Source organism: Pacificibacter marinus (genome assembly GCF_018860505.1).
GTDB lineage: Bacteria > Pseudomonadota > Alphaproteobacteria > Rhodobacterales > Rhodobacteraceae > Celeribacter > Celeribacter marinus_B.
This window is the reverse complement of sequence record NZ_JAHKPU010000018.1, coordinates 33,952-52,184: the sequence shown is the minus strand read 5'-3', so window position 1 is coordinate 52,184 and position 18,233 is coordinate 33,952. Positions and strand designations below refer to the sequence as shown.

The 18,233-nt window shown below is 53.9% G+C and carries 17 protein-coding genes; 9 read left to right on the top strand and 8 right to left on the bottom strand.

Going from position 1 to position 18,233, the window contains the following annotated elements:
- The first annotated feature begins 62 nt into the window (after window positions 1-62).
- Window positions 63-482, top strand: coding sequence for an RbsD/FucU family protein (locus KO503_RS04215; RefSeq protein WP_215990320.1), 420 nt, complete (start codon window positions 63-65; stop codon window positions 480-482).
- A gap of 66 nt (window positions 483-548) precedes the next feature.
- On the opposite strand, the gene trpD is transcribed toward KO503_RS04215, so the two are convergent.
- Window positions 549-1,583 carry an anthranilate phosphoribosyltransferase gene (gene trpD, locus KO503_RS04210; protein WP_252730936.1) on the bottom strand — a complete coding sequence of 345 codons (1,035 nt, stop codon included), beginning with the start codon at window positions 1,581-1,583 and terminating at the stop codon, window positions 549-551.
- Entirely contained in the window at window positions 1,583-2,173 is a 591-nt protein-coding gene (locus KO503_RS04205; RefSeq protein WP_215990319.1) for an anthranilate synthase component II, read from the bottom strand. The genes trpD and KO503_RS04205 overlap by 1 nt, the downstream gene beginning before the upstream one ends.
- Window positions 2,174-2,451: 278 nt before the next feature.
- Between KO503_RS04205 and KO503_RS04200 the strand changes: the two genes are divergently transcribed.
- The 3 genes from KO503_RS04200 (at window position 2,452) to KO503_RS04190 (ending at window position 5,494) form a co-directional block, all read left to right on the top strand.
- Window positions 2,452-4,083, top strand: coding sequence for a divergent polysaccharide deacetylase family protein (locus KO503_RS04200; RefSeq protein WP_215990318.1), 1,632 nt, complete (start codon window positions 2,452-2,454; stop codon window positions 4,081-4,083).
- A 123-nt stretch (window positions 4,084-4,206) separates the two neighbouring features.
- Window positions 4,207-4,980, top strand: a complete 774-nt coding sequence (locus KO503_RS04195) for a DUF2189 domain-containing protein (RefSeq protein WP_215990317.1) — start codon at window positions 4,207-4,209, stop codon at window positions 4,978-4,980.
- A gap of 28 nt (window positions 4,981-5,008) precedes the next feature.
- A complete protein-coding gene (locus KO503_RS04190) occupies window positions 5,009-5,494 on the top strand; it encodes a GNAT family N-acetyltransferase (RefSeq protein WP_215990316.1) in 486 nt (161 codons plus the stop codon).
- Between the two features lie 17 nt (window positions 5,495-5,511).
- On the opposite strand, the gene KO503_RS04185 is transcribed toward KO503_RS04190, so the two are convergent.
- From KO503_RS04185 to bcp, 6 genes are all read right to left on the bottom strand, one after another.
- Window positions 5,512-6,195, bottom strand: coding sequence for a haloacid dehalogenase type II (locus tag KO503_RS04185; RefSeq protein WP_215990315.1), 684 nt, complete (start codon window positions 6,193-6,195; stop codon window positions 5,512-5,514).
- 38 nt (window positions 6,196-6,233) lie between these two features.
- Window positions 6,234-7,139 (bottom strand): DMT family transporter, encoded by a 906-nt coding sequence (locus KO503_RS04180; protein WP_215990314.1) that lies wholly within the window; start codon window positions 7,137-7,139, stop codon window positions 6,234-6,236.
- Between the two features lie 153 nt (window positions 7,140-7,292).
- Window positions 7,293-7,820, bottom strand: coding sequence for a bactofilin family protein (locus KO503_RS04175; RefSeq protein ID WP_215990313.1), 528 nt, complete (start codon window positions 7,818-7,820; stop codon window positions 7,293-7,295).
- Window positions 7,810-9,126 (bottom strand): DUF5930 domain-containing protein, encoded by a 1,317-nt coding sequence (locus tag KO503_RS04170; protein ID WP_436836508.1) that lies wholly within the window; start codon window positions 9,124-9,126, stop codon window positions 7,810-7,812. Before KO503_RS04170 ends, KO503_RS04175 begins: the two co-directional genes overlap by 11 nt.
- Window positions 9,127-9,425: 299 nt before the next feature.
- Window positions 9,426-10,229, bottom strand: a complete 804-nt coding sequence (locus KO503_RS04165) for a ferritin-like domain-containing protein (protein ID WP_215990312.1) — start codon at window positions 10,227-10,229, stop codon at window positions 9,426-9,428.
- 20 nt (window positions 10,230-10,249) lie between these two features.
- Window positions 10,250-10,708, bottom strand: coding sequence for a thioredoxin-dependent thiol peroxidase (gene bcp, locus KO503_RS04160; protein WP_215990311.1), 459 nt, complete (start codon window positions 10,706-10,708; stop codon window positions 10,250-10,252).
- Window positions 10,709-10,893: 185 nt separating this feature from the next.
- Here bcp and KO503_RS04155 point away from each other — a divergent pair, with 185 nt between their 5' ends.
- From KO503_RS04155 to KO503_RS04135, 5 genes are all read left to right on the top strand, one after another.
- Window positions 10,894-14,352: a YhdP family protein gene (locus KO503_RS04155; protein WP_215990310.1), complete on the top strand. Its 3,459-nt coding sequence runs from the start codon at window positions 10,894-10,896 to the stop codon at window positions 14,350-14,352.
- A gap of 51 nt (window positions 14,353-14,403) precedes the next feature.
- On the top strand, window positions 14,404-15,477 hold the full coding sequence (gene queA, locus KO503_RS04150; RefSeq protein WP_215990309.1) for a tRNA preQ1(34) S-adenosylmethionine ribosyltransferase-isomerase QueA: 1,074 nt from the start codon (window positions 14,404-14,406) through the stop codon (window positions 15,475-15,477).
- Window positions 15,478-15,490: 13 nt separating this feature from the next.
- Window positions 15,491-15,949, top strand: coding sequence for a GNAT family N-acetyltransferase (locus KO503_RS04145; RefSeq protein ID WP_215990308.1), 459 nt, complete (start codon window positions 15,491-15,493; stop codon window positions 15,947-15,949).
- Window positions 15,950-16,117: 168 nt separating this feature from the next.
- A complete protein-coding gene (locus KO503_RS04140; RefSeq protein WP_215990307.1) occupies window positions 16,118-17,395 on the top strand; it encodes an MFS transporter in 1,278 nt (425 codons plus the stop codon).
- Window positions 17,396-17,526: 131 nt separating this feature from the next.
- Window positions 17,527-18,132: a DUF924 family protein gene (locus KO503_RS04135; RefSeq protein WP_215990306.1), complete on the top strand. Its 606-nt coding sequence runs from the start codon at window positions 17,527-17,529 to the stop codon at window positions 18,130-18,132.
- The last annotated feature ends 101 nt before the right edge of the window (window positions 18,133-18,233 follow it).

Sequence of the window (18,233 nt, the reverse complement as noted above, 5' to 3'; positions counted from 1 at the left end):
ACTGGCTTCACGTGGTGCCTTAGCGTAAAGCAAAACAGGCCCGCGCAGGCAAAGGAAAGCCCATGATCAAATCCGACATCATTCACCCACAGCTACTGTCCTCGCTCGCCAAGGCAGGGCACAAGGCGCGTATTTTAATTGCTGACGCCAATTATTCTTGCGTGACCAACGCGAACCCAGCAGCAGAAATCATCTATCTCAACTTCGCGCCGAACATGATCCCCAGCACCACCGTGCTTGAGGGGGTGAGCAAACTTATCAATATCGAGCAAGCCACGATGATGGCTTGGCCTGACGAGTTCGACAACACCATCCACCAAAGCTATCTTGATATTCTACCTGAAGAAACGCCGATGGATTATGTGGAGCGCGCGGATTTCTACGGAGCCGTCAAATCTCCCGACACATTGCTGGTCATTGCCACAGGAGAAACGCGCCGCTTTGCCAATCTGTTACTGACTGTTGGCCCTGTGATTGTGTAGTCATCAAAAGGCGCGCCATAAAAATAGGACGCGCCTTGTTTGTTTGGGGGAAGCGTGATCGAAAGCCTAACTGCCAGAGGTCAGCTTCGCCAAGGCCTCAAGTTTCGCCAATGCAGCCCCGCTGTTGAGGCTTTGTGCTGCCATTTCAACGCCCTCTTTGAGCGTTGTGACTTTATCGGCCACGATCAAGGCGGCAGCTGCATTGAACAACACTGCATCACGATACGCACCGCGTTCGCCGGACAGCATGGCACGCATGGCGGTTGCGTTCTCGTGAGGTGTGCCCCCTAAAATATCACGCAGCGGATGTACGGGCAGGCCTGCATCTTCTGGATGGATTTCCAATGACTTAACTTGGCCATTTTCCAAAGCGGCCACAGAGGTTGGTCCCGAAATTGACACCTCATCAAGGCCTTCGTGGCCATGGACAATCCACGCTTTTTCAGACCCAAGCGTCATCAAAGTTTCCGCCATTGGGTGCAGCAAATCCGAGGCAAAAGCGCCCGTCATTTGGCGTTTCACACCCGCAGGATTGGTCAAAGGTCCAAGGATATTGAAAATCGTTTTACAGCCCAATTCTTGGCGCACAGGCATCACATGTTTCATCGCAACATGGTGCATAGGGGCCATCATAAAGCCGATCCCAACCTCATTGATTGCGCGTTCGACCACATCAATTCCAACTGTGATATCAACGCCAGAGGCGCTCAGCGCATCGGCTGAGCCAGATTTGGACGACAAATTCCGATTGCCGTGTTTCGCCACGGTCACGCCAGCACCTGCGACAACAAATGCGGTGCCTGTCGAGATGTTGAGCGTGCCCAAGTTGTCGCCGCCTGTGCCGACGATATCCATGGCGCCCTGGGGCGCTTGTACGGCAAGGCATTTGGCGCGCATGGCAGCTGCGGCGGCTGCGTATTCAGACACAGCTTCACCGCGTGCTCGCATCGCCATCAGCAATCCACCGATCTGAGCATTTGTGGCTTGGCCTTCGAACAAAATCTCAAAGGCCTCGGCGGCCTGTGAGCGGCTCATCGGGCCTTCGGAGGCTGCAAAAATAAGGGCCTTCATCGCTTTCGCAGGATCATAGTCTAGGCTCATTATGCGACCTCTTTGGTATTGGCGAATTGGTTTAAGAACGTGCGCAGCATGTCGTGACCATGTTCGGACCGGATGCTTTCAGGGTGAAATTGCACGCCCTCGATCGGCAGGGTTTTGTGACGCAGGCCCATGATGGTGCCATCTTCCAATTCGGCGGTGATTTCCAAACAGTCGGGCAGGGTGGCGCGGTCTACGATCAGCGAATGATAGCGCGTCGCCAAGAGTGGCGAGGGCAGACCGGCAAACACACCTTTGCCTTCATGCTGAATGTTGCCCATCTTTCCGTGCACGATCTCGTGGCAGCGCACAACAGTGCCGCCAAAGACCTGCCCAATGGATTGATGCCCAAGGCAAACGCCAAACAACGGGATCTTGGCCTGTGCGGCGGCTGTGATCAAATCCATACAAATGCCAGCTTCAGTCGGTGTCTTAGGGCCGGGTGAGATTAAAATGCCGCTGGGGTGCAGCGCCAATGCTTCGTCCACGGTCAACTCATCATTGCGCACCACTTTAGAGGTCACGCCCAGCTCGCCGATATAGTGCACGAGATTATAGGTAAAACTGTCGTAGTTATCGATCAAAAGCAGCATATGAGGTCTTTCTAAAACGGTTTTTCCCGTGGGCGCGGTGGCGGATAATAGCTAAATCTGTGACCAATAGGCGTCCATATGGCCACGCAGACGTCAAAAGGGGATGAACCCCATTGATGCACGCGCTATACATGTCCACGAAGGCAGGCAAAGGGTCAAGAGTGTGCTCTTGATTTTTGCAATGTTTGAACGAATTTGGCGCTTTGAATAGGCCAAGACAGATAGCAATATGCCAGTAAAAATTGGCAAAAGCGATATTGAGTAAAGGGCTTCGACGTATGGGACGCGGAATTTTGGCAGGTTTGGTGTGGGGCTCTGTTGTGGGCTTTGGAATCGTCACTGTTGCCAACCAAGTGGTGGATAAAGTCTATGTTTCACCCGTATCCTTATCTCCAGCGCCAGCAAATGATGACAGTTCGCCACAAAATAGAGCCGAAGAAAACAAAGCCGCAGAAAAAATGGCTGAGGATATGGGGTCTGAACAGGTGGCAGATGCGGCCGAAGCAGTAGATGCCATAACTGCACCTGAAATACCAGAAACGCCAAAAGATGTTGACGGGCAAACCCCAGATACCAACCCAAATCACGACCAAGACCCGAATGTGGTGATCGCGTCTCCCATGCCGATGGACCCAGCACCAGAAGACACATCTGATACCGCACTTGGTGAGATGGCGACTGCCACGCCAGATCGCAACATCACTCAGCCAGATAAGGTCGCGTCGCTTGCGCCCTCTGATACCAGCCCTGAAGCCGTTGAAGATACCGCGCCGCTGCCGTCCTTTGAGACGCCAGAGGGTTTGGAGGCGCCAAAGATTGAAGCCAACGCCACACCTGCCATTCAAGGTGACAGCCCTGTGTTGGGCAGCCCGCAGGGGCTTGAATTGATCCAACCCAATTCGGGCACAGCCCCCGTTCAGGTCGATACGACTTTGCCAGGACAAAAACCCAAACCTTTGGGCACGCCCGCCACTGCGCGCACTGCAGCGGATGAAGTCAGCGGTGATGCCAGCCAAGCCGCACAAAACATTGCCGATGCGATGAGTGCGCAACAGCCTGTCGCACCTAAGGCTGTGCCCAAAATTGCGCCGCAGGGCCAGCAGGCGCTGGGTCAGAAAGTCGGCAGTTTCACGGACCGCAACGATGCGATGAAATCCACACGCTTGCCCTCTGTGACGGGCAGCGCGATGGCTGACGCAGCCCCTGTGATTGCGGCCGAAGACCTGCCTGCGATCATTGCTTTTTCTGCCGATTACACCAAATCAACCACAGCACCTGAAATGTCGGTGATTTTGGTCGATATTGGCGAGTTGGACCCCACGTCTCCCCAGCTTTCGAATCTGCCATTCCCTGTGACTTTTGCAGTGGATGCGCTGGCCCCCGGCGCATCTGAGCGCGCGCAGATGTACCGTACGGCTGGGCTGGAGGTCTTGTCTTTGATCGGTCTGCCCGAAGGGGCCACTGCCCAAGATGTGGCCGTGACCATCAACCAAGCCCGCGATTTGGTGCCTGTTTCTATCGGTTTCTTGGATGTGCCCTCTGCGTCCTTCCAAGCCACACGTGACATTGCTGCCCAAGTGGTCGCCTCTGCTGCTTCAACGGGCCATGGTGTTGTGTCGTTCTCAAGTGGTTTGAATGCGCTGATGCAAGAAGCTACGCGTGCCAAAGAACCGGCTGCGTTGGTGTTTCGCGACTTCGACGGTCGAGATCAAAACTTGGCAACGATTAAACGGTTTTTAGATCAAGCGGCCTTTCGTGCGGGCATCGATGAAGACATTGTATTGGTGGGCCGTGCCAAAGAAGACACCATGAAAGCCTTGGTGGAATGGTCTTTGGGCAATCGTGCGGCAACGGTCGAATTGGTGCCTGTGTCCTACCTTTTGACCGGTGGTGGCACTGCGGCAAAGTGATTTGCGACGTGGATTTCGACTGCGCAAAGCTGCATGCTTGACAGTTGGGCAAGATTTCGCGTGAACTCATAGCGCCGTGAGGTGCGTTTTCACATTTGAAAGCGCAGGCGCAAGGAGGATACGATGAGCCATTTAGAAACAGACCTAGCTGCTGCTCCTGTGCCTGAGGTTGCACATCTGTCACTTGGCGATCTGGTGTTTGCGCTCAAGGCGGGTATGACTGATTTTCGCAAAGCGCCGCAATTTGGGTTGTTCTTTTCTGTCGTCTACGTTGTCGGCGGGATCGTTTTGGTCTGGCTGGGAGCGGGCACAGTGGAATGGACCTTTGCGATGACCTTGGGCTTTCCATTGGTGGCCCCTTTTGCTGCCGTGGGCCTGTACGAAGTGTCGCGCCGCATTGAACGCGGCGGGGCGATGGATTGGTATAAAATCTTAAGCGTGGTGAAGTCCGAAAAAGACCGGCAAGTGCCATGGATGGGCGCGATCATTTTGATCTATTTCCTGTTTTGGTCCTTTTTGGCCCATATGATTTTCGCGCTCTTCATGGGATTGTCGGTGATGCGCAATCTATCCACCAGTTACGAGGTGTTTTTGACCCCCAATGGCCTGACGATGATCGGGGTGGAACTTGGGGTGGGCGCTGTTTTGGCGTTCATCCTGTTTTCGCTCACCGTCACCAGCCTGCCGCATCTGCTTGATAAAGAAGTGGACTTTGTCACCGCTATGCTACTGTCTTTGCAGGTGGTCAAAGAAAATTTCTGGGTGATGATGGTCTGGGCCATGCTTGTTGCTGGCCTCACATTTATTGCCATGCTGCCACTGTTTTTAGGTCTGCTGGTGGTCATGCCTGTTTTGGGGCATGCGACATGGCATTTGTACAAGCGGGCCTTGGTGTAGTGGGTGACAGGGTGAACGGGTGTGACGGATGAGCGCCAAGACCTATGAGTTTCGCCAAGCGACGATGGATGATGTCGATCTGATCACCCATTGGCAGGCCCAGCCACATGTCCGCAGATGGTGGGATGCCGCAGAGCCTTACACCCAAGACGATATGAACGACCCGCGTGTGTCACGCTGGATCGTGTCTTTTGAGGCGCGTCCCTTTGCGTTCATGCAAGATTACACTGTACATGGCTGGGACGCGCATCATTTCGCCAATCTCGCCAATGGCACACGCGGCATCGATCAATTTATTGGCGATCCCGAGATGGTGGGGGTTGGGCACGGATCGGGCTTTATCACTGAGCGGATGCGAGACTTGTTTGACGCCGGCGCGCCTATGATTGCGACGGACCCGCATCCCGACAATTCCCGCGCGATTGCCGTCTACGCGAAGCTGGGGTTTCAGCCCCTGGGCCCACCACAAGAGACACGTTGGGGTTTGATTTTGCCGATGGCGGCAGAGCCGTAAAGCAGGTCATGTTTTGCTTAGGGGATCATCCGCCGCGCAAAAACAGCGAGATCGTCACAGGCGTAGTCGGGCTGTCGCAGATGCGGCACCTCGAAAACACTGTTGTGCGGACGGGCGATGAAAGCCCCTTGATAGCCCGCCGCCTGCGCGCCGATGGTGTCCCAGACGTGACAGGCGACCATGCACATGTCGGATGCAGGGGTATTCAAGGCTTTGGGCACGATGTCATAGACGGACCGATGCGGTTTAAACTTTTCGACCTCTGAGACATTGAAGTGGTGATCAAACAACCCCGCGATACCCGCGTTTTCTAGCGGCGTTGGTGATGGCGCCGCGGCAGAGTTGGTCAGGGTCACAAGGGTATATCCCGCATCGCGCAACGCCGTCAGCGCAGGCACGACATCTTTATGAGCAGGCATTTGACCAAACAGTTGCTTCAGTTCCGCGATGTCAGCATCCGTGACATCTATCCCTTTGTTGGCGCCAACCATGCGCAACATACTGCCCGCAAGCGTGCCAAAAGGCGTGTAGATATCAGACAAGGTCAGCGTTTGAGAATATAAAATCAGCTCAGGAAACCATTCGCGCAGCACAGCCCTATCACCAAACAGACGTTCGAACAGCGGCTCCAAGGTGGTGATATCCAGCAAGGTTTCATTGACGTCAAATACCAAAACGGATGGGCGGCCTAAATCTGTCATCTGCTGTTCCTTCTTTGATCGCAAATTCTCAAGTTACATCAGTTCAGTATGGGCTTTGCGGTCCGTTTGCGCCCCGTCAACATCAAGGCCAACCCCGCCGCGACAATCACAGCCCCACCGAACAGTTCCATCGCATCGGGGCGCTCGTGAAACACCAGAGCCGCCAAGATCATCGCGAACAACAGGCGTGAATAGCGAAACGGCGTCACCATCGACACTTCGCCCGTGCGCATCGCAAAGGTCAATGCCGTATAGGCCGCGACGCCAACCACCACAGCGGCTATTAGCATCAAGGCTTCAAAACCTGAGGGCACAACCATTTGCCCGCTCCATGCCAGCAACATCACACCAGAGACGATCAGCATCGCAAAGCCGTAGACACCAAGCTGCGCATATGACAACCCCTTGGGGGCTGCGCGTGTCGCTAAGTCTCGCCCTGCAAAACCGATCATGCCAAGCACAGCCAGAATAGACAGGGGCGTGAACCCGTCAAGGCCGGGGCGCAGCACCAAAAGCACGCCGACGAAGCCCAAAGTGATCAACATCCACCGCAAGCCACTGATCTTTTCACGAAAGATCACAGCACTTGCTGCCGCCACCAACAAAGGTGTTGCTTGCAAAATCGCTGATGTGGTTGATAGCGCTGTCAGCGCCAGCGATAGCGTAAAAAACAACCGGCCCAACACTTCGAATAAAGACCGGATCAACAGGGCAGGGTGCTTGAGGTCCGCATTGAAAATGCGCTCTCCGCGCCGCCATGTCAGCACGGCAAAAATCAATGTGCCGCCAGAGCCGAACAGGATCAAAATTTCAGACACTGGCAGATGCGACGACACCTGTTTCAACAGCGTGTCTTCGATAGCGAACAAAGCCATGGCCAGCACCATAAAAAATGCGCCTGCGACATTGCCGGCTGTGCCGCTTTTATCAACTGAATGGGGCATATATTGTGTCCTTAAATATCTGCGCAGACACTGTCTTGGATTGCTCTCAGATACAAGCAAGGCATGTCAAAAACACACACGGATCAGATGCAACAAAAACGGCCCGTGACACAAGTGTCAGGGCCGTTTTGATCGTCAAAGCAGATCTACGCCTTATTTGGCGGCAGGATCTTTTGCTGGGGCTGTCTTCGCAACGCCAGGGGCTTTGTTTTGGGAATTGGTTGTCAAAGGATCGTCAGCGCGCTGAACTGAGCCTTCAAAATGCGCACCGCTTTCAATGGCGATGGTTTTGTGAATGATGTCACCTTCGACTTTGGCCGAAGACGTCAGGCGCACTTTCAAACCGCGCACGCGGCCGATGATGCGGCCATTGATGACAACATCATCCGCCATAACTTCGCCGCGTACCGTGGCTGTTTCGCCGATGGTCAGCAAATGCGCACGAATGTCGCCCTCAACAGTGCCTTCGATTTGGATATCGCCGGTTGTTTTGAGGTTGCCCACAATCGTCAAGTCGCTGGACAGCACTGAGGCTGGCGGCTTGGCTTTTGGCGCAGTCGGAGTAAACTCAGCAGCCTTTTTGGGAGCAGCTGATTTTGGCGCCGTAGCGGTATCTGTTGGTGTCACGTCATCGGTTCCTTTAGACGGGCCCGGCTCATTTATTCTGCTTTTAGAAAACATCGTTGGCAGCCTTAATATAGGTCATCGGGTTAACGGCCTTTCCACCTACGCGAACTTCGTAGTGGAGATGAGTACCAGTGGAGCGGCCAGAATTCCCCATAGCACCGATTTGCTGACCACGCGAGACCCTTTGTCCAACTTTGACCATAAGTTGGGATTGGTGTGCGTAACGTGTCTCAATTCCGAACTCGTGTTGGATTTTGACCAGACGGCCATATCCGTTAGACCAGCCCGCAAATGTGACAACGCCGTCAGCAGTAGAGTAAATTGGTGTGCCGTAGGCTGCCGCGAAGTCTGTGCCTTCGTGCATGCGGCCCCAGCGCGGGCCAAAGCCCGATGTGTAGCGAAAAGAATTTTTGATCGGTAAGGCAAACGGCGCTTTTTGCGCTGCGATGCGATACAGGTTCAAACGATCCATTTTTTCGATGATACCATTGGCGCGCAGGCTGTCAGGGTCTTTGACGCCGCCTTTGGTGGAAAACTTAATAGGGGTCAGCGGACCACCGGTGCCAGACAGACCAGAGCGCACTGTGTTCAGCAAGGTTTTGGTGGATAGGCCTGCTGCGGTGAACATTTTGTCCAAAGGCTCAACTGACAGGACCACGGCATCTTCAAGTTGAGAGAAAATCCGATCGTTTTTTTCTTCCATCAGACGCAAGTCAGTTTGCAGTGTTTCTGCGTTTTGTTCGGCTAGATTGGCCAGCAAAACCATCGTGTCGCGCTCTACGGCCGTATTGTTCAAAGCGGCGGACAGCACATCGACCGTGTTACCGATTTCTTCGGGGTTGATGCTTTGGGTGTCTGGGTCTGTGCCGTCTAATTTTGCTTGCAAGAGTGCCGCATCTTCGCGCGCAGCGTCACGGTCTTTCATGGTGCGGCGCAGCGTGGCTTGGACAACAGTAATGCCTTTGCCAAGTTCGCGCACTCGCTCTTCAGAGGACAGCAGCTCGGATTGCATGGTGGAAATTTGGGCCAAGGCTGTGTTGAAACGCTCTTGGGCTGCGGTGGCTTCAGCGGCGCGCATATCACGCTCGGCGGCCAATTCATTGACGCGGCTTTCAAACAGCGCCAAGTCGCGTGAAGCTTGGTCGCGTAGATTGCCCGACCCAATGCTGTCCATCAAAACAATCGCAGAAGCGATGATCAGCCATCCGGCCAAGACTGTCGTGCCAGCAAAACCAAAAACCTGCGTGAGCGGCGTTAAGCGCACGTAGCGCGTTTCGCTCTCAGAGCGTAAGAATACCCTTTGCTCAGGAAAACTACGCTCAAGCATAGAGTTGAGCTTGTGTGTCAGCATATTGGTCAAAAAACCGTCCTCACGTCCCATTTCGCCCGCTTTCTATGTGAACGGTCACGAGCCAGTCCACAGCGGTTGGCACTGTGTTACAAAAGGATTCATCTATCGGCAATCCTTTTGCCCGTTTTGATGAAGGTCTGTTGCGAAATGCCTGTTTATTGGCGGTTTTTTGCCTAATGCGCAGGCCAGTTTTGGCCGTCCATTTTGTAAAGCTATGATCGAAACACGTTTAAATTGCGTCCCGAACAGATTGCGCCGCAACATATGGTATTCCATACCTTGCGGCACTCAAGCGTTGATTGTGTGAATTAGCTGATTAAGGGCCAATAAAAGTCAGGCGGAATACCCGCTTCGGCGCGCTTTTCATCGTTGAAAGGCGGCTTTAACGCGCCATGAAAGTATTTGCGCACCAATGTGTGAAACAAGGGTTTGGGGTCCACATTGTCGCGACCACATAGAAAATGGAACCATTTTGAGCCGTAAGACACATGGCCCACTTCCTCGGAATAGATCACATCCAGCGCCGCCACGGTGTCTTTGTCCTTGGCCTGTTGGAACAGTTTAATCATGCTTGGTGTCACATCTAAACCGCGTGCTTCTAAAACCATTGGCACCACGGCCAATCGTCCCATCAAATCATCCGCGGTTTCCTCGGCCGCTTGCCACATGCCTGCATGAGCGGGCAAAGCACCGTAAAAGCTGTCAAAGGCTTCAAGTCGATCACATAACAAATTGAAATGTTTTGATTCCTCATCTGCCGCGCGCACCCAGTCATCATAAAACCCAATTGGAAAGGGCACATGAGAGAACCGCGCAATCAAGTCCCAATGCAAATCGACGGCGTTCAATTCGATATGGGCAATCGCGTGCAGCATTGCGATGCGCCCCTCTGGCGTGCCTGGCTTGCGCTTGGGCACATCTCTGGGGGATAGCAATTCAGGCCTATCGGGACGTGCGGGGAAATCAGGGGGCGTGATGGTGCCGATTTCAATGGGTGTGGCGCCGCCCTCGCGGCTGGCGCGCCACAAAGCGGCATAGCGATGGGACAGCGCTGTTTTTGCGCGTCCGTCAGCGGTGCGCAACACTGCGTCTGCCATCTGTGTCAGTGTCATTTCCGCTCCCATGCTTGTGCTCATGACTGCGCGGCCTCAAGAACCTCGGCGGCGTGCCCTTTGACCTTGACTTTGGGCCAGACACGCATAATTTTTCCTTCTTCATCAATTAGATAAGTCGTGCGCACAATTCCCATATAGGTTTTGCCGTAATTGGACTTTTCCTGCCAAACACCATAATCTTCGCACATCGAGCCATCTGCGTCAGACAATAAAGGGATGCCCAGATCGTGTTTGGCGCAAAAGTTATCGTGCTTTTTCACGCTGTCTTTCGAAATGCCAACCACAACAGTATTTGCCGCGTCAAATTCGGCCTTTAAGGCGGTGAAGTCCAGTGCTTCGGTGGTGCAACCGGGTGTGTTGTCTTTGGGGTAGAAATACAAAACCGTCTTGCGCCCCATCAGATCAGCGCGTGACAAATTGGTGCCTCCGTCACGGGGCAATGAAAAATCAGGGGCGAGGGTTCCAATATCAAGCATATTTTCAGTCCTTAAGCGTAAAAGCGTTGCGATACGTTGGCCAATTTATGCCCTTGTCGCTGAAAAGGACCGCTTTGACCATTGCATCTGATTGGGGTTCAGTTTTAAGCCGGAATACGCCAAGATCAACCAAAGGTCTGCCATGTGATATGGGCAGATCCCATTTTGAGAGTCCCAAACACGCCATGAGCGACACGCCTGACCTTGATCCGTCCCAAAAGGACAGCGCGCAAACCTCTGTTGCGACACAGGATGAGGCGGGGGATACATCTGTGAAAACCTTGGACGCTCAGGATGCGCCAAACCAAGATGCTCTAGACACAGAGAATATGGACGCGACGCCAGAAAAAAAACCTAAATGCAGCAAAATATGGGGCGTGCGTCCCCATAAAAAACGCCATCATGTGCACCATTTCGGGCTGTGGTTCTGTTCTATGCTGTTGTTTTTGAGTCTTTTGGCTGGCATGGGCGTTTTGGCGTTGACGGGGCAGGACGTTGTTTTGCCTGCCGCGCTGACCAAGCAAATTGAGACCCGAATGAACAATAATTTGGGCGACACAAAGGTCTCGGTCGGGCAAGTTGTCGTCACTGTCGACAAACATTTCATCCCGCAAATGCGCGCGCGTAATGTGGGGATCATCGACCCCACGGGGTCCGAAATCGCACGTCTGAGCGAACTTGATGCACAATTTTCCATGGGGCAAATCAGAAGTGGTCAGATGACCCCAACGGCCTTGCGTTTGACCGGTGCTCAGATCGTTGTGCGTCGCGGTGTTGACGGTCTGTTTGCCCTAGATTTTGGCGGGGCAAGCGGCACTGTCGGTTCTGCCGAAGAGGTGCTCAAAGCCATCGACGCAGCGTTTACGTCCGAGCCCTTGGTTGATGTGCAAACGGTGGCGGTCAGTGGATTGACAATTATCTTGGAAGACGCGCGATCAAACCGTATTTGGCAAGCGACGGATGCTGTTTTAACCTTGACGAATTCCGACGATAACATCGACGTCTCGATGGCTTTTGATGTGTTCAACGGCACAGAAGACTTGGCGCGCCTGCAAATGAGCTTTGCCACACGCAAGGGGTCTTTGGCCACGGCCATCGGGTTGAACATCGAAAACATCCCTGCATTGGATTTGGCGCAACAAAGCCCCGCGCTGTCCTTTTTATCAGTGCTGGATGCGCCGATTTCAGCGGCGATGCGCGCGCAAGTCACCCCTGATGGATTGCTGTCAAGCTATTCAGGCACATTGGAAATCGGCTCTGGCCAACTGGTGGCAGGAGGCGGCGCGAAACCGTTGAGTTTCGCGGGCGCACGTGGATATTTTGATTACGATCCCGCGATGGAACGCCTGTCGTTCGCCGAATTGTCAATGCGCTCTGAAGCCTTTGCAATCGCAGGCAATGGACATATGCTCTTGCGCGATTTTAACGGCAATTTTCCATCACAGTTTGTGGGGCAATTCTATATTGATCAGCTCACAGCCGATCCGCGGGACGTGTTCGAGCAGCCTTTGACGTTTGATGAAGGGCAGGTGGATCTGCAACTGACGCTTGCGCCATTTTCTGTAAATTTGGGACAATTGGCGCTGAGGCACGGGGATCTGTGGTTGCGCGCAAAAGGCGCTGCCAATGCAACGCCTGAAGGGTGGAGCTTGGCCTTGGATGCCGAGACAGACCCTTTACAAGCCGCAGAGTTGATGTCGTTTTGGCCTGATGCGGTCGTGCCCAAAACCCGCGAATGGATTGTCGAAAATATCGGCTCTGCGACGTACAAAGACATTGCGATGTCCTTTCGTTTGGCTCCTGGTGCCAGCGCGCCGCAAACGCATTTAGGGTGGTCGTTTGAAAACGCAAATGTGCGGTTTATGAAGGCTTTGCCTTCTGTGACAGCGGGCGCAGGATACGGGACGATTTCAGGCAATGCGTTGACGATTGTCGTGCAAGAGGGCGCTATTGCTGCGCCATCGGGGGGCGACATTGATGTGGCCGGCACGGTTTTGCGTATCCCGCATTTGGATGTCAAACCTGCCGCCTTGACGGCCCAGCTGAAAACCTCATCGCGGGTCGAAGCGGCTGTGGCCTTAATGGCGCTCAAACCTTTTGAAGTGCTCAAAGATGCTGATTTTGGTGCGGATGTGGCCCAAGGGCAGGCCGATTTAAGGGGGCAACTAACAGTGCCTTTGATTAAAAATATTCTGATGGAAGACGTGGATTTCAACATCACCGGCGATATCACCGAGGCCTCGTCGACGCAGTTGATGGCGGGCAAAGAGCTGCGCGCCTCCCGTATGGCTTTGGCGTTGACCCCCGCTGGATTAAGTCTGTCTGGGCCGGTTGAGGTGTCTGGCGCACGCGCTGTCGCCGTTTGGCGCAAAAACTTTGGCCCTGAAAATCGTGGTAAATCTGACATTTCAGGCTCTGTGACAATCAATCAGGCGCTGCTTGATGCTTTTGATATCGATCTGCCAGCCAACACCATATCGGGCAGTGCCCAAGGCGATTTGACCGTCGCATTACGCGCGGGCCAAGATCCGAGCTTTGGCATTACCTCACGGATGGAGGGGCTTGGCCTTTCGGTGCCTGCTATCGGATTTTCAAAACCCCAATCCCGCAGTGGGGCGCTCAACGTCACTGGCACCTCTGGCGATCTGCCCAAGGTGACGTCATTATCCATCGAGGCCTCTGGGCTGACGGCGACGGGCGGCTCTGTGACGCTTGACGCGAGCGGCGGATTGGATCGCTTGCGGTTCGACACCTTGAAAGTGGGCGCATGGCTGGACAGCTCCGCGACCTTGATCGGGCGTGGCAAAGGGCGCGCTGTTGCAGTGAGACTGGGCGGCGGTTCGCTGGACCTGTCAAAATCGCCCTTTGGAACAGGCGGCGGTGCCAGCGGAGGCTCTGGCTCTGGGCCTATCGAGATGGTTTTGGATCGCTTGAAGGTGACAGATAATTTGTCTTTGAGTGGCGTCACTGCGCAGCTGACACAGAATGGCGGGTTGTCGGGACAATTTTCAGGGCGGTTGAACGGCCAAGCACCGATCACAGGCACCATAAGCCCCGGTCAATTTGGTCCGACGATTTCAGTAAAGGCACAGGATGCGGGGAAAACTGTGATGGCTGCGGGTCTGTTGGAAGAGGCCGCAGGCGGTACTTTGGCGCTGACACTGACATCAAAGCGCGCAGAAAACAGCTATGACGGCACCGTGCAGATCACCGATATACGGGTTTTGTCTGCACCTGAATTGGCGCAACTGTTGTCGCTGGTCTCTGTTGTTGGATTGCTTGATCAAATGAATGGGCCGGGCATTGCCTTTAGTGACGTCCGCAGTGATTTCATCATTCAACCCAATTATATCACCATCGGCACATCAAGCGCAGAGGGGCCATCTTTGGGGATCACCGGCGAAGGCATTTATGACTTGAGCGCCAAGAAGATTGATCTGCAAGGGGTGATTTCGCCGATTTATTTCTTGAACGGGATAGGCCAAGTGTTTGCCCGCAAAGGCGAGGGCTTGTTCGGGTTTAACTTCACCCTCAAGGGCGCGATTGACAATCCCAGCGTAGGGGTTAACCCGCTGTCCATTCTGACGCCGGGGGCTTTGCGCAGCATTTTTCGGAAACAAACTCCGACAGCTCCCGCCAATTGACGTAGAACCACTGACGCTGAACCACTGATGCAGAACGACAAAGGTATCTTGATGAAACTCTCTGATTTTGATTTCGAACTGCCGCAAAGCTTGATCGCCACGCGTCCAGCCAAACCGCGCTCTTCAGCGCGTCTTTTGGTGGCGACGCCGACGCAGATTCATGATGCCCATGTCTATGATTTGGTCGATTGGTTTCAATCTGGCGACCGTTTGGTGTTGAACGATACCAAGGTGTTGCCCGCGCGCCTGACAGGTCAGCGCGGGCGCGATACGGCGCAGGGCTATCAAGAAGCTCGCGTCGAGGTGACTTTGCTTGAGCCGCAAGCGACTGCGGGCCAATGGCGTGCGCTTTTGAAGCCGTTGAAAAAGGTGAAAGAGGGCGAAGTGGTTCGGTTCTCAGATGACCTAAGCGCCACTTTGGACAGCAAAGAAGATGGCGCGGCTTTTCTGACGTTCAACCTGACGGGCGATGATTTTGACGCGGCCTTGAACGCGGCAGGGGCCATGCCTTTGCCCCCGTATATCGAGGCCCTGCGCAAAGCCGATGCGCAAGACAAAGAAGATTATCAGACGGTCTGGGCGAAAACGCTTGGCGCTGTGGCTGCCCCCACTGCCTCGCTGCATTTCGATGCGCCCTTGCTGGAGGCGCTGAAATCCAAAGGGGTCGAAATCACATATGTGACGCTGCATGTGGGTGCTGGCACGTTTTTGCCAGTGAAAGTTGACAATGTGGATGATCATAAAATGCACGCAGAATGGGGCGAGGTGTCCCCCAAAGCTGTGCGCGAAATCGCCGCCACCAAAGCCGCAGGGGGCCGCGTGATCCCCGTGGGCACCACAGCCCTGCGTCTGATTGAAAGTGCTGCGCGCGCGACAGGTCAAATCGCGCCTTTCGTGTCTGATACAGATATTTTCATCCGCCCTGGATTCACATTTCATGTGGCCGATGCGTTGATGACCAATTTTCACCTGCCCAAATCGACCCTGATGATGCTTGTGTCCGCTGTGATGGGCTACGATCGTATCCGCGAGATTTACGCCCATGCGATTGAGCATGAGTATCGGTTCTTCTCATATGGGGATGCATCCTTGTTGTTGCCGCAAGAGGATGAGCGCAAAGGATGATATCGGTGCAATTATGAATGACATTATTAATATTAGACCTGCGCAAGACGCAGATGGAGAGGCCGTGCGGGCCTGTGCCCATGAGGCCTACGCGCAATATGTGGCGGCGATCGGGCGCAAACCCGCGCCTATGACGGCGGATTATGCAGGGCTTATTGCCGCGGGTCATGTCCATGTCGCCACGGATGCGCAGTCAGGCGTGCTTGGGTTTATCGTGTTCTATCCAGATGGGACGGATATGGTGTTGGAAAATATAGCCGTGCGCAGCGTTGCCATGGGGCGGGGCATCGGTAAGCGTTTGATTGGGTTTTGCGAGCGCAGGGCCAAACAATCCAGCTTGACTGCGGTGCGTCTCTATACCAATGAAAAAATGACTGAAAACCTGTCTATCTATCCCCATCTTGGATATCGTGAAATTGAGCGTCGCAGCGAGCAGGGGTTCAATCGGGTGTTTTTTGTCAAAGACCTTTGAGACTTGCCTCAAGCTTGCTTTTTGTGAATTTCAATAGAAATAAACGCGACGGTTTTGCGTGTCGCAAATAAATTCCTTTCTTAGTTCATTTTCCTTTGGTAGCTGTGGCATTCAACCGTCCAAACGTTGAACTGGGCACCCATAAACTTTTGCGTTCAAGGTGACTCTATGCGTCAGGTTCTCGCGTCTTCCTCAGCTTTATTGCTTGGTATGTTGCTTTTGATGATCGGCAACGGTCTGCAAGGGTCGGTTCTTGGCGTGCGTGGCGGCTTGGAAGGGTTTTCCACCTTTTCATTGTCCGTGGTGATGTCTGGCTATTTTCTTGGGTTCTTGGGCGGGTCGCAGATCACTCCGCACCTGATCCGTCGCGTCGGGCACGTTCGGGTCTTTGCCGCGTTGGGATCGTTCATTTCCGCCGCCCTGATCATTTTTCCGACCCTGACAGACCCATTCGTATGGACCATTTTGCGCATCATTTTGGGGTTCTGTTTCTCGGGGGTTTACGTCACCGCCGAAAGTTGGCTGAACAATTCCACCACCAATGACATGCGTGGCAAAACTCTGTCCGCTTATATGATCGTGCAAACGATCGGCATGGTGATCGCCCAAGGCATTTTGTCCGTTGGCGACCCGTCTGGCTATATTCTGTTCATCGTACCGTCTGTTTTGGTTTCGATTTCTTTCGCGCCTATTTTGCTGTCCGTATCGCCCACGCCGCCGTTCGAGACCTCAAAGCCGATGACCCTGCGGCGGTTGTTCGACGTGTCCCCCTTGGGCTGCGTTGGTATGTTCTTGATGGGGGGCGTCTTTGGGGCGCAGCTTGGCATGGGGTCTGTTTATGCCATTCAAGCTGGGTTTTCCCTTCCTCAAGTGTCGACGTTCCTCGCATCTATTTTCATCGGTGCGCTGGTCTTTCAGTTGCCCATTGGATGGATTTCGGATCGTTTGGATCGTCGTTTGGTGATTTTGGGTGCCGCCGGTGTTGGCGGTGTCGCCTGTCTTGCGGGCAGTGTTATGGGAACGCAGCTTTATATCGCTATTGGAGTGGCAATTCTTGCAGGCGGCATGGCTTCGCCGCTTTATTCTTTGCTGATTGCGCATACGAATGATTATCTTGACCCTGATGACATGGCGGGATCTTCTGGCGGATTGATTTTCATCAACGGCGTTGGGGCCGTGGGCGGCCCTATGATTGCCGGTTGGCTTATGTCGACGGTTGGCCCGTCGGGATACTGGCTTTTGCAGGCGATCTTGATGTTGTCTATCGCTGGTTATGCCGCGTGGCGCATGACACGTCGCGCCGCGATCCCCGTCGAGGAAACCGCCGCCTATGTCGCGGTTATGCCATCGACCACGCCTGTGGCGTCTGAGGTTGCCCAAGAATGGGCGATCGAGCAGGCCGAGGATGAGGCCGAAGAGGCCGAGAACCAAGCCGCGGCACTTTGAGTGCGGATGTCGACTGTCTCAAATGCGCAACATTTCAAAGTATGGCGTTTATGTTAGCGCGATCTTCTTGCCTCGCTTTGATGAAATTGTAACGGTTTTGTGTAACAGCTAAGCCATTACGGAGAGACCACATGGCCCATATCCCGTCGCTGCAACTGAACATCACGCCTGATGATGTCTTGTCCTTTTGGCTCGATGAGCTCACGCCCAAAGATTGGTATGTGGCGAATGACGCTTTGGATGCGAAAATCCGCGAACGGTTTTTGCCAGCTTGGGAAAACGCACAAGAGGGCGCTTATTCTTTGTGGTTGACCCATGCCTCTGGCGCCTTGGCCTACATCATTCTGAACGATCAAATGCCACGCAATATGTTTCGGGGTGAGGGCAAAAGCTTTGCCTCTGATCGTATCGCTTTGGCCGCAGCCAAGGCTGCAATTTCCAAGGGGTGGGATCTGAAAATCGATGCGCCTGCGCGTCAATTTTTCTATATGCCTTTGATGCATTCGGAATGTTTGACGGACCAAGAACGCAATGTCTGCCTGTTCAAAGAGCGCATGAGTGCCTCTGATGATAACATGCGTCACGCCCAAGCGCATCGTAACATTATTCGCGAATTCGGCCGCTTTCCTTACCGCAATGAAGCGCTGGTTCGGGCAACAAATACAGCGGAAGAGGCGTTTTTGGCCAACGGTGGATACCGCTATGCGTTGGAATGTCTCGCGCCCGTTGCTGCCTAATTCACTGTAAAGTAAAACTTTTCGCTCTATCTATGCGTTTCCCGTCTGAGCTATGCGCCAGGCGGGATGCGGCCTTTCGTGCACATGGGCACAAGGGCCGT